Source organism: Amycolatopsis thailandensis (assembly GCF_002234405.1).
GTDB classification, from domain to species: domain Bacteria; phylum Actinomycetota; class Actinomycetes; order Mycobacteriales; family Pseudonocardiaceae; genus Amycolatopsis; species Amycolatopsis thailandensis.
Genome location: NZ_NMQT01000029.1, coordinates 35,677 through 46,865, shown reverse-complemented (window position 1 = coordinate 46,865; position 11,189 = coordinate 35,677). Strand labels below are relative to the sequence as shown.

General features: G+C 69.3%; 11 protein-coding genes. 8 read left to right on the top strand and 3 right to left on the bottom strand.

Features of this window, described 5'->3' with window-relative positions; genetic code table 11:
• The 4 genes from CFP71_RS09155 to CFP71_RS09140 form a co-directional block, all read left to right on the top strand.
• On the top strand, positions 1-630 hold a 630-nt coding region (locus CFP71_RS09155), incomplete at its 5' end, for a polyprenyl synthetase family protein (protein ID WP_208635913.1).
• The gene (gene crtI, locus CFP71_RS09150) at positions 630-2,105 is read left to right on the top strand and encodes a phytoene desaturase family protein (RefSeq protein ID WP_093933398.1); all 1,476 of its coding nucleotides are present in this window, start codon (positions 630-632) and stop codon (positions 2,103-2,105) included. The genes CFP71_RS09155 and crtI, both read left to right, overlap by 1 nt.
• Positions 2,102-3,031 carry a phytoene/squalene synthase family protein gene (locus tag CFP71_RS09145; RefSeq protein WP_093933397.1) on the top strand — a complete coding sequence of 310 codons (930 nt, stop codon included), beginning with the start codon at positions 2,102-2,104 and terminating at the stop codon, positions 3,029-3,031. The genes crtI and CFP71_RS09145 overlap by 4 nt, the downstream gene beginning before the upstream one ends.
• The gene (locus CFP71_RS09140) at positions 3,028-3,816 is read left to right on the top strand and encodes an LLM class F420-dependent oxidoreductase (protein WP_093933396.1); all 789 of its coding nucleotides are present in this window, start codon (positions 3,028-3,030) and stop codon (positions 3,814-3,816) included. The genes CFP71_RS09145 and CFP71_RS09140 overlap by 4 nt, the downstream gene beginning before the upstream one ends.
• Before the next feature lie 351 nt (positions 3,817-4,167).
• Here the strand turns inward: CFP71_RS09140 and CFP71_RS09135 are convergent, their stop codons facing one another.
• On the bottom strand, positions 4,168-5,145 hold the full coding sequence (locus tag CFP71_RS09135; protein WP_093933395.1) for an FG-GAP repeat domain-containing protein: 978 nt from the start codon (positions 5,143-5,145) through the stop codon (positions 4,168-4,170).
• Positions 5,146-5,251: 106 nt separating this feature from the next.
• On the opposite strand from CFP71_RS09135, the gene CFP71_RS09130 reads away from it, so the two are divergent.
• Together CFP71_RS09130 and CFP71_RS09125 are read left to right on the top strand one after the other, a co-directional pair.
• A complete protein-coding gene (locus CFP71_RS09130) occupies positions 5,252-5,638 on the top strand; it encodes a VOC family protein (RefSeq protein ID WP_093933394.1) in 387 nt (128 codons plus the stop codon).
• A gap of 80 nt (positions 5,639-5,718) precedes the next feature.
• Positions 5,719-6,375 (top strand): YdcF family protein, encoded by a 657-nt coding sequence (locus CFP71_RS09125; protein ID WP_093933393.1) that lies wholly within the window; start codon positions 5,719-5,721, stop codon positions 6,373-6,375.
• On the opposite strand, the gene CFP71_RS09120 is transcribed toward CFP71_RS09125, so the two are convergent.
• Together CFP71_RS09120 and CFP71_RS09115 are read right to left on the bottom strand one after the other, a co-directional pair.
• Positions 6,341-6,898 (bottom strand): HAD family acid phosphatase, encoded by a 558-nt coding sequence (locus CFP71_RS09120; RefSeq protein WP_093933392.1) that lies wholly within the window; start codon positions 6,896-6,898, stop codon positions 6,341-6,343. The two genes, CFP71_RS09125 and CFP71_RS09120, sit on opposite strands and share 35 nt — an antisense overlap.
• 116 nt (positions 6,899-7,014) lie before the next feature.
• Positions 7,015-7,935, bottom strand: coding sequence for a hypothetical protein (locus tag CFP71_RS09115; RefSeq protein WP_093933391.1), 921 nt, complete (start codon positions 7,933-7,935; stop codon positions 7,015-7,017).
• Positions 7,936-8,357: 422 nt separating this feature from the next.
• Between CFP71_RS09115 and CFP71_RS09110 the strand changes: the two genes are divergently transcribed.
• Complete coding sequence (locus CFP71_RS09110; RefSeq protein ID WP_093933390.1) at positions 8,358-9,698, top strand: MFS transporter; 1,341 nt, start codon at positions 8,358-8,360, stop codon at positions 9,696-9,698.
• Positions 9,699-9,741: 43 nt separating this feature from the next.
• Positions 9,742-10,896: an acyl-CoA dehydrogenase family protein gene (locus CFP71_RS09105; RefSeq protein ID WP_093933389.1), complete on the top strand. Its 1,155-nt coding sequence runs from the start codon at positions 9,742-9,744 to the stop codon at positions 10,894-10,896.
• Positions 10,897-11,189: the final 293 nt, after the last annotated feature.

The following is an 11,189-nucleotide window of genomic DNA, read 5'->3' as shown; positions in this document are numbered from 1 at the left end:
CCGCTCCCGCCCGCGGCCCTCGCGGCGGCGCGGCCCGCGTGGCGCGCGATGCGCACCGAAGTCCTCGCCGGCCAGTACCTCGACGTCCGCACCCAGGCCACCGGCGACGCCTCCCCCGAGGCTGCGCTGCACATCTGCAAGCTCAAGACGGCCGCGTACACCGTCATGCGCCCGCTGCACCTCGGTGCCGCGCTCGGCGGCGCCGACGACGCCCTGATCGCGACGCTGCGCGAATTCGGCGACGAGGTCGGCGTGGCGTTCCAGCTGCGGGACGACCTGCTCGGCGTGTTCGGCGACCCGTCGGTCACCGGCAAGCCCGCGGGCGACGACCTGCGCGAGGGCAAGCGGACGCTGCTGGTCGCGCTGGGTCTCCAGCGCGCGGCCGAGCAGGGCAAGAACGCCGCGTCGAAGGTCATCTCCGACGCCATCGGCGACGCGCACCTGTCCGAAGACGCCGTCGAAACCGTGCGCGAGGCGCTGCTCGACGTCGGCGCCGTCGACGCGGTGGAGCGCCGCATCGACGAGCTCACCGAGTCCGCGATGGCGGCGCTGGACCGCGCCCACCTGGCCGAGCCCGCCCCCGCCGCGCTGACCGGGCTGGTCGTCAAGGCGACCCAGCGGACGTACTGATGCGCACCGTCACCGGTCCGAGTGACCACGTGGTGGTGATCGGTGGCGGGCTCGCCGGGCTGTCGGCGACGCTGCACCTGCTCGGCGCCGGACGCCGCGTGACCCTGCTGGAGCAGGACAAGACTCCCGGCGGACGCGCCGGACAGGCGGATTTCGGCGGCAACACCGTCGACACCGGGGCCAGCGTGCTGACCATGCCGGAACTGCTCGACGAGGCGTTCTCGGCGGTCGGCGAATCCTTGGCCGACAACCTGACACTGACGCGGCTCGACCCCGCGTATCGCGCGAGGTTCGCCGACGGCAGCACCATCGCCGTGCACACCGACGCGGCGGCGATGGAGGCCGAGATCCGCGAGGCCGCCGGTCCGGCCGAAGCCGAGGGCTACCGTCGGCTCCGGCGCTGGCTGACCGAGCTGTACGCGGTGCAGAAGGATCGGTTCATCGGCGCGAACTTCGACTCCCCGCTCGACCTCGCGCGCCCGGAACTGGCGAAACTGGCCGCGCTGGGCGGCTTCGGGCGGCTCGGCCCGAAGATCGACGGCTTCCTGCGCGACGACCGGGTGCGTCGCCTGTTCTCCTTCCAGGCGCTCTACGCGGGACTCGACCCGGCGCGCGCGATCGGCGCGTACGGCGTCATCTCCTACATGGACACCGTCGGCGGGGTCTACTACCCGTCGGGCGGGATGGGCGAGATCGCGCGGGCGATGGCGAACGCGGCCGGGCGCGCGGGCGCGGAAGTGCGGTTCGGCACCGAAGCCGCTTGGCTGGAAAGGGTTTCCTCGCGGGTGCGCGCGGTGCGGACCCGCTCCGGCGAGCGGATCCCTTGCGACACCGTGGTTCTCGCGACCGAACTCGGCACCGCGTACCGGCTGCTCGGCGCCCGCCCGCGGCGTCCGCTGCCGCTGCGGTACTCGCCGTCGGCCGTGGTGCTGCACGGGCACGCGCCGCGATCGTGGCCGGAGTTGGGCCACCACACCATTTTCTTCGGTCAGGCCTGGGAAAGGACGTTCTCGGAGATCATCCGCGAGGGCAGGCTGATGAGCGATCCGTCGCTGCTGGTGACCCGGCCGACCGCGACCGAACCGGGCCTCGCCCCCGGCGGCGACCAGGTGATCTCGGTGCTGGCCCCGGCGCCGAACCTGCGCCGCGGCAAGATCGACTGGGGCCGGGTCGGGCCCGCTTATCGCACGGAACTCCTGCGCACGCTGGAAAACCGCGGCCTCACCGGGTTCCCGGACGATTTCACCGTCGACGAGACGATCACCCCGGCGGGCTGGGCGGAGCGCGGGCTGACCGCGGGCACCCCGTTCTCGCTCGCGCACACCTTCGCCCAGACCGGCCCGTTCCGCCCGGGGAACCTGCTGCGGGCGGCCGACAACGTCGTGCTCGCGGGCTGCGGGACGACGCCGGGGGTCGGCATCCCGCCGGTGGTGATCTCCGGCAGGCTCGCGGCGGGAAGGGTCACCGGCCGATGAACGAACTCGACGCCGCGGGCATCACCGAACCGGCGTTGCGGGCCGCGTACACCGAATGCCGTCGCGTCAACGCGCACTACGGCCGCACCTTCTTCCTCGCGACCCGGCTGCTGCCGCCCCGCACGCGGCCGTTCGCGCACGCGCTGTACGGCTTCGCGCGGATGGCGGACGAGGTGGTCGACAACCCCGCGCCCGGCACCGATCCCGCTGTCGCGCTGGACGACGTCGCCGTCATGGTCGGGCAGGTCTTCGACGGTGGCACGCCCGCCGACCCGGTGCTGGCCGCCCTCGCCGACACCGTGCGGCGCCACGACCTGGACCGTGAGCTGTTCGACGCGTTCCTGCGGTCCATGACGATGGACCTCAAGATCACCGAGTACGCGACCTACGCCGACCTCAAGGAGTACATCCACGGTTCGGCCGAGGTCATCGGGCTCCAGATGCTGCCGGTCTTCGGCACCGTCGTCCCGGTCGCCGACGCCGTGCCCGGCGCCGCCGCGCTGGGCGAGGCGTTCCAGCTGACCAACTTCCTGCGCGACGTCGGCGAGGACCTCGACCGGGGAAGGCTCTACCTGCCCACCGACGAACTGGCCGCGTTCGGCGTCGACCGCGAACTGCTCGAATGGTCGCGCGCCCGCGGCCTGCCGGACCGGCGGGTGCGGCGGGCCCTCGCCGTGGCGGTCGCGCGCAACCGGGCGGTGTACCGCCGCGCGGAAGCGGGAATCCCGTTGCTGCGCGAGGAATCCCGGGATTGCGTGCGGACGGCGCTCGCGCTCTACGAAGGCATTCTGGACGAGATCGCGGCCCTCGGTTACGACGTGCTGAACACCCGCGCCGTCGTCCCCCGGCGACGTCGGATGGCGGTCGCCCTTCCGAGGTTACTGGCGAGCACGTGGAGCAACTCCAGGCTTAGGCTGCGATCATGACGACTGCTGCGAACAGGAAGATCCGGATCGGCGTCCAGCTGCAGCCTCAGCACGCCGAGTACAAGGCGATCCGCCGGGCGGCCTCGGAGGCCGAAGACCTCGGTGTGGACATCGTCTTCAACTGGGACCACTTCTACCCGCTCTACGGCGAGCCCGAGGGACTGCACTACGAGTGCTGGACCATGCTGGGCGCCTGGGCGGAGTCCACGTCGCGGGTCGAGATCGGCGCGCTGGTGACGTGCAACAGCTACCGCAACCCCGAACTGCTCGCCGACATGGCCCGCACCGTCGACCACATCTCCGACGGACGGCTGATCCTCGGCATCGGCTCCGGCTGGTTCGAGAAGGACTACGACGAGTACGGCTACGAGTTCGGCACCGCCGGCGGGCGGCTCGACGACCTCGCCGAAGCGCTCCCCCGGATCGAGAGCAGGCTCGGCAAGCTGAACCCGGCGCCGACCCGCGACATCCCGGTGCTGATCGGTGGCGGCGGCGAGAAGAAGACGCTGCGCCTGGTCGCGAAGCACGCCGACATCTGGCACGGCTTCGGCGACCCGGAGGTCGTGGAGCGCAAGGTCAAGATCCTCGACCAGCACTGCGCCGACATCGGCCGGGACCCGAAGGAGATCGAGCGTTCGGTCGGTGTCGACGGAGACCCCGAGGAGCTGGGCCCGAAGCTGCTGGAGCACGGCGTCTCGCTGTTCACCGTGGGGACCGGTGGGCCGGACTACAACCTGGACAAGCTGCGGGCCTGGATCGCCTGGCGCGACAAGCAGCAGTCCTGACCGCTTTCGGGCTCGTGAGTGGTGAGGACGGTTCCAACGGACTCGTATTTGCCTACCCACTGGTGTGGCTGGCGAGCGTGGAGGATCCGGGACGCTCAATGTCCCAAATACTCCACGCACGGAGCCCTGCTCCGTCTCGTCGCTGGGTGAAGCCAGTGCGGTCGACCGGGGGAGGATTCCGGCCGTTGAACGTCCGGAATCCTCCCCCGTCGACCACGCTGGCCCCCAGAACAAGCCTCACCCGGGCGCCGAGATATACCAGCTCACCCCAGTGGGTAAGCAAATGCGAGTCCCTCAAAGTGGCTTTCACGCCGCTCGAGGCCGGCACGGAACAGCGGCGGTGCCTGGAAGCTACTGCGAGCGCAGGACCCAGACGTCGTTGGCGTTCACCGCGACGAGGTCCGCGTCGCCGTCTCCGTCGACGTCTGCCGTGAGGGTCTCCTTCGTGCCGGAGAAGGAGCCCGCGTACCACGTTTCCGGTGCGGAGTAGCTCGAACCGGTGGAGCGCATCACCTGCACGTCGGTGTCGTTGACGGCGATGAGGTCCGCGTCTCCGTCGGCGTCGATGTCCGCGGTGAGGGTTTTCTTGGTGCCGTAGAACGGCGTCGTCGACCACGACACCGGGGTGTCGAACCAGCGGTTCGCGTTGCCTGCCACGACCCGCGTGCCGCCCTGGTCGACGAGGATGAAGTCGGCCTTGCCGTCACCGGTCGCGTCCGCCGCCAGGGTCGCCTTCCCGCCACGGATGGGCGGAGCCCACGCGACCAGGGGCAGCGTCTTGGTGCCGTCCGATCTCGCGGCCAGGGTGGCCACGTCGAACAGGCCGATGATGTCGGTGTCCCCGTCGCCGTCCAGATCCGCGGCCAGGTTCCCGAAATCGCCGGCGATGTAGTTGTTCAGCCACTGTGTGGGCGTCCCGAAGCGTTCCACGCCGTAGTAGTCGGTGATCGACCTCGCCACGAAGATGCCTTGCGGTGTCGAGGGCGTGGGCCGCCGGACGGCGATGGCGTCGGCGCGGCCGTCGTTGTCCATGTCGCCGACGAAGTTGGCGTTGCCGTTGAAGCCGCTGCTCAGGAAGTTGCCGGCACCCCAGTTCTGCTGTGGCTGGAAGGCGGTGCCGTTCGACCGCATCACGTAGCATCCGTACAGATAGGTGTTGTAGCTGACCAGGTCGTCCTTGCCATCGCCGTCGACGTCGCCCGCCATGACCGCGACCTGCGCCGTGAACGGTCCGGCGGACCACTGTTCCGGTACGCCGGAGGCCGCCGCCGGCGGAGCGAGGGTCAGGGTGAGCAGTCCGGCCACACCGGCCATCACCAAAGCACGCATCACGTCCCCTTCGTGTCGGCTTGCACTACTCAAGTCGTGAGAAGCCGGGAAACGTTACCAAGGCGCGGGTTGACCTCCAGCTAACTTGAGATTTTAGGATTTTTTCATGACAGTGCAGCTGAATCACACGATCATCCACGCCACCGACCGGGCCGCGACGGCGGACTTCCTGGTCTCGGTCCTCGGACTGCCCGAACCCGCCGAGTTCGGCCCGTTCCTGGTGGTCCAGACCGACAACGGGGTCTCGCTCGATGTCATGCACGACGAGGGGGAGTTTTCCAGGCAGCATTACGCGTTCCTGGTCGAGGAGGACGAGTTCGACACGATCTTCGGGCGGATCCGCGAAGGAGGGCTGCCGTACTGGGCGGGGCCGAGGCACTACCGGCCCGGCGAGATCAACACCAACGACGGCGGCCGAGGGGTCTACTTCGACGATCCCGACGGTCACGTGCTGGAGATCCTCACCCGCCCGTACGGATCCGGGGACTCCTGAGGGACGCGTTCCCGACGACGATCGGCACCAGGGCAACCATCCCGGCCGCTCCGCGGTCGCGGGTGCTCTAGGGTCGTCCCATGAGGCGGCGGACCGGATGGGCGATCGCCGGGGCGATGGCCCTCGGCTGGGGAGAATGGTTGAACCGGCGTTGGTCCCGCACTCTCGTGAGGGAAGGTCAGGGCGGCTCCGAGGCGGTTGTCGTGCTGGGGTACCGGAACCCCCAGGCGACGGCGAACTTCGTCAATCGCTGGCGAGTCCGGGCGGGCCTTCGCTCGGTCGCCACCGGGAACAGGCGGGACACGTTCGTGATCTTCAGCGGCGGCTCGACCAGCGGCGGCGAGTCCGAGGCCCGGTTGATGGCCGACTACGCGAAGTCCGCGCTCGGGTTCGACGGCACGGTCGTCCTCGAAGAGCAAAGCAGATCGACGTGGGAGAACGTCACGAACGTGATTCCCCTGCTGGAAAGCGTCGACCGCGTCAAGATCGCCTCCCAGCCGGCTCACGCGCTCAAAGCCCGCGCGTACTTGCGCCGGCAGCGCCCTGATCTCGCCGAAAGGCTCGTGCCCGCGGAAGACTACCGTCCCGGAGAGTGGCTGTTCGCCAAACCGCTTTTGGCTCTGTATGGACTGTGGACGCTCCGCCGCCTCGCAGGCGAGCCCGGCCTGTCAACGACAGGCCGGGCTCGTTCCCTCCTGAGCGCTAGGAGAGCTGCTCGTTGTAATCGGGCAGCTTGAAGCCCTTCTCGTAGTTGCCACCGGTGAAGTCACCGGGACGGTTCCCGACGTTGGCGATGATCGTGTACCCGGCGGCGGCGTATTCCTTGCGGCAGCGCTGTTTCGTGTCGGTCGCGTGGGACTCCGAGCTCTTCCGGACGCAGACGCGGTCCACCGGGTAGCCGGCGTCGACGAGCGCCTCTTTGGCGCTGCTCGCGCTGCTGCGGTAGCTGGCCACCAGCACCGAGACGCCCTTTTCCTTGGCGTGCTTGATGAAAGCGAGCACGTCCGCGGTCGGCTCGCCGGGGTGGTAGTAGGTCTCGAGCGCGGTGTTGTCGATGTCGGTGACGACCGCCAGTTTCGTGCCGCCCTTGGCGATCCGCTGGTCGAGGTAGCTCGTGCCGCCCTGCATGGCCGTGTGCACGTCGGACAGCCAGGTCCGGTAACCCGGCACCGAGCTCGCGGAAGCCGACGGCGCCGCGACGCCGAGCATCGCTCCGGCGAGGGCGGCGATGGCCAGAGCACGTGCAGTCCTGCTGTTCACTGTGGACCTTCTTTCCTCGCGGTAGGCCTTTCGCACAAGGAACTGTGCGCCTCGAACCTAACCGGACGCCTCTGCGCGGGAAACCTTCGGCGGAAGAATCCGTAAACAGAGAAACGCTATTCCCAGCTCCACTGGAGACCGTGAACCCCGGGGGCCGCGTTCCGCCGCGACACGTGGACGGTGTGGCTCGCGTCGGGGCGTACGGCGATCCACCCGCTGGTCCGGTTTTCGGGCGTGCGGGTCCGCCAAGTCCGGCACACGACCGGCTCCGCGTCACGGGTGAAGACGACCTGACCGTGGTAATGAGCCACGGATTCCGCGATCCTGCGATGGTGATGCTCGGCGACGATCGGGCGTGGGTATTCCTGGACGAAGCCGATGGCGAGCCGTTCGCCGCGTCGCAAGGTCCTGTCCAGCACCAGTTCTGTCAGCGAGAAGCCCTCTTCGTCGAGCGTGAGCACCGTGCCCGGACGGCACCGGTCGCCTTCCACCACCAGTGGCGGCGGAACGCCCGGTTTGCTTCTGGCGGCGAGAATCATCGTGTTCGTCCCGTCCTTCCGGGCCTCGACGAGTTCCCGGACCACGATCCGGCCGGCGCGCCGATCCGGTCGCACATGGAACGTTTCGCGCAGATCGAGCTTGCGGACCGGATTCATCAGGCTGTCCTGGAACTCTTCGAGCAGCGGCGGCAGGAATGCCGGATGCCCCCACGCCCGATGCAGGCGCTGGAACGGTACGGCGGAACGCACGCCGCGACCACGCGGGCGGGGAGAGCCGAGCAGCCGGCGCAGGGAGCCCGCTTCCAGCGCGAGCACCTCTTCCAGGATTTCCACGGCCCGAAGCGATTCCTCCCGCTCCGGCACGCTTCGGCCGTTCTGCCAATGGCTCAGCGTCATCGTGCTCACCGAGGCACCCCGGGCATGGAGCCGGTAACGCAACTGCCGGAGGCTGAGTCGGCGGGTCTGCACCGCCATCGACAACGCACGGCAGAACGGGCCGGTCCGCAGCGCCTCGGCGAAATCGTCGGCTGGGGTCATGGCTCACCTCGCCGCGACAGTGTGCGGCGAAAGTCGCCGCCACACCACCGCCCTTCGCCGGGTTGACAGAGCCGTGCGCGGTTGATCAACCACGCCGCGGCCGGTGCCCCGATGAGGGCTTCGGCCGGGGCCGCGGCTTCTTCCTGAGCCAGCGGACGGGGTAGTGGCTCCCGGGGCTGGCCGCGACCACGAGCCGATGCGCCCCAGCGGGCACGGACAATCCCACCAGACGCGGAACCTTGACTCCCGTGGACGCCACCTCCCGGTTCGACTATGCCTCGGAACAGACCTCGGGAAGGCGGCGTGCCCATGCCGATTGCGGTCTCCGCGGCAAGAGGGCTATGTTCACGGCGTCCGATATCTGGTCACTGGTGTCCGGTTATCGTGCGACTGGTCACCCGTCGGTCCGAGGAGGAGCGAGAATGTCCGACCTGCCCACCCCGGACGAGGCGAATGTCGTGAAATCCGGGCCCGCGGTGAGCCGTTCGGCGTTCCGGCGGGTGCTGGCGGGCAGCACCGCCGGTGCCGTGCTGGAGTGGTACGACTTCGCGCTCTACGGCATCCTCGCCGCGACCGTGCTCGGGCCGCTGTTCTTCCCGGGCGGAAACGCCGTCGCCCAGTTGCTGCTGGCTCTCGCCACCCAGGGGCTCGGGTTCGTCGCGCGCCCGATCGGCGGCATCGTCTTCGGGCATCTCGGTGACCGCGTCGGCCGCAAACCCATGCTGGTCGTGACGTTCCTGCTGCTCGGCCTGTCCACTTCGGCCATCGGGCTGCTGCCCACGTACGCGCAGGCGGGTATCGGAGCGACGATCTCGCTGGTCGTCTTGCGCTTGGTCCAGGGCTTCGCGCTCGGTGGCGAGTTCGGGGCGGCCGTGCTGATGGTGAGCGAGTACGGGAGCCCTCGCCGCCGGGGGTTCTGGGCCGCCTGGCCGCAGGCGGGGGCCCCGCTCGGCACCGTGCTGGCGACCGGGGTGGTGAGCGTGCTGACCCTCGTGCTGTCCGGCGGGCAGTTCACGCAGTGGGGCTGGCGCATCGGATTCCTGCTCGCCGTTCCGCTGCTGGTCGTCGGCTTCTGGATCCGCCGCCGCGTCGACGAATCACCCGTGTTCCAGCAGGCGCGTTCGCGCGCCGTCGCGGCCGAGCAGGCGCGGTCGAGCATCCTGGAGACCCTCGCTCACCCGGGGCCGGTCCTGCGTGGCCTCGGCGTACGGCTGGGCGAGAACGTCGCGTTCTACGTGTACACCGTCTTCGTGGTGGCTTACGCCACGACTTCGTTCGGGTACACCAAATCCGACGTCCTCCTCGCGGTGACCTTCGGATCGTTGCTGCAGTTCGCGGGGATGCTGACCGGTGGACACTGGTCCGACGTGGTCGGACGGCGGATCGCGATGCTGGTCCCGGCCGCGGGCCTGGCGCTGTGGGCGCCGTTGTTCTTCCTCATGGTCCAGTCGGAGAGCCTGCCGTTGCTCTACATCGGCGTGGGCGTCGGCGCGGCGTTGCACGGTCTCCTCGCCGGTCCCGAGGCGGCTTGGATCGCGGAACTCTTCCCGACTCATCGCCGCTTCGCCGGAGCTTCGCTGGTCTTCCAGGGTTCGTCGATCATCGCGGGTGCGCCGGCTCCCTTCATCGCCGTCTGGCTCGTCGAGAACCACGGGACCACCGCCGTCGTGCTGTACCTCGTCGCCACCATCGCGGTCACCCTCGTGGCCTTGTTCTTCAGCGCCGAAACCAGGGGCGCGGACTTCGACGCCGAGCGGGTTTAGCGGTGTAAATCGGTTGTATACATCGCTTTGGCAGCCTGGGTTCATGTCCGACACCATTTCCGGGGACGCCCGGGCGCTGGCCCTGCCGAACCTGCTGCGTGGCGCGATCGAGTCCGCGCGGGACGAAGCCGACGAACTCGGCCGTCTGCCCGGTCACTTGATCGCCGAACTCCGCGACGCCGGCGCCTTCAGCCTGTTCACCCCCGCCGAGTACGGCGGACTGGAGGTGTCGCTCACCACCGCGCTGACCGTTTACGAGCGGCTGGGCCGGATCGACACCTCCGTCGCCTGGGTCGTGTGGAACGCCAACTTCGGTTTCACCGCGGCGATGCTCGGCGAGGCCGGCGCGGCGAAGGTCTGGGCCAGTGGCAGGGAACCGGTGCTGGCGAACGCGGGCCAGCCGGGCAAGGCCGTCGTGGTGGACGGCGGATACCGGCTTTCCGGACAGTGGAGCATCGTCAGCGGGATCGAGGCGGCCGAGTGGTTCGTCCCGCTCGGCGTCGTGATGGACGGCGGGCAGCCCGCGACGGGCAAACCGGACGTGCGCCTGTTCCACGTCGGCCAGGAGCAGCTGAAGATCGAGCACACCTGGGACGTCAGCGGCATGCGCGCCACCGGCAGCCACCGGGTGGTGATCGAGGACGCGTTCGTCCCGGCCGAGTTGACCGCGAACATCGACGAACCGCTGCGGCTGGACCGGCCCACCTACCGGCTCAACCCCATTCTGCTGGTCTTCGGCGGCTGCACCGCCGTCGCGCTCGGCGCGGTCGAGGAGGCCATCGAGGAACTGGTCGCGCTCGCACCCGGCAAGACGACCCCGTTCGGTGGCCTGCTCGCCGAACAGCCGCATGTCCAGGAAACGCTGGCCCGCCACGAGACCGCGGTCCGCGCCGCGCGCCTGTTCCTGTTCGACGTGGCCAGGCGGATCGACGAGACCGCCGAACGCGGAGAACGGACCACCGTCGCCCTGCACGCCGATCTGCACTCGGCGATGGCCCACGCGGCCGCCGTAGGCAGGGACGCTCTGGTCGCGATGTACCGGCTGGGCAGCTCGACCTCGCTCTACCGGGGCAACGCTCTCGAACGGCTGTACCGCGACGGGATGGTCGCGCTGCAGCATGTCAACCAGGCTCCGGAGTTCTTCGGCGGTTCGGGGCGCGTCCGGCTGGGGCTGGAGCCCGGTTTGCCGCTGTTCTGACCGGCTGCCACGAGGTTGAGTTGTCGAGGAGTAAGGCGAACGTGGCGTGATCGAGCAGCTTGCCGAGCAGGGCCTTCGCGGCACGGCCTGAACTGGCCTGCGAGAGACTTTTCGAAGGGGTCGTGAGTGATAAAGAGGGTTCTAACCCTCCTTATCACTCACGACCCCACGCAGAACATCCTATACGAGCATAAAACGGACACTCACTCGTCACTAAACGTCCCATATGGACGCTCGGGGTGCGGGCGACCCCGCCGGCCATTGAGGCGCCTGCCCGTGCCCCGTCGTCGCGG

Coding starts and splice junctions, on each gene's coding strand:
- CFP71_RS09110 (WP_093933390.1), top strand. CDS start 8,358: ATGTCCGACCTGCCCACCCCGGACGAGGCGAATGTCGTGAAATCCGGG.
- CFP71_RS09140 (WP_093933396.1), top strand. CDS start 3,028: ATGACGACTGCTGCGAACAGGAAGATCCGGATCGGCGTCCAGCTGCAG.
- CFP71_RS09135 (WP_093933395.1), bottom strand. CDS start 5,145: ATGCGTGCTTTGGTGATGGCCGGTGTGGCCGGACTGCTCACCCTGACC.
- CFP71_RS09115 (WP_093933391.1), bottom strand. CDS start 7,935: ATGACCCCAGCCGACGATTTCGCCGAGGCGCTGCGGACCGGCCCGTTC.
- CFP71_RS09130 (WP_093933394.1), top strand. CDS start 5,252: ATGACAGTGCAGCTGAATCACACGATCATCCACGCCACCGACCGGGCC.
- CFP71_RS09125 (WP_093933393.1), top strand. CDS start 5,719: ATGAGGCGGCGGACCGGATGGGCGATCGCCGGGGCGATGGCCCTCGGC.
- crtI (WP_093933398.1), top strand. CDS start 630: ATGCGCACCGTCACCGGTCCGAGTGACCACGTGGTGGTGATCGGTGGC.
- CFP71_RS09105 (WP_093933389.1), top strand. CDS start 9,742: ATGTCCGACACCATTTCCGGGGACGCCCGGGCGCTGGCCCTGCCGAAC.
- CFP71_RS09145 (WP_093933397.1), top strand. CDS start 2,102: ATGAACGAACTCGACGCCGCGGGCATCACCGAACCGGCGTTGCGGGCC.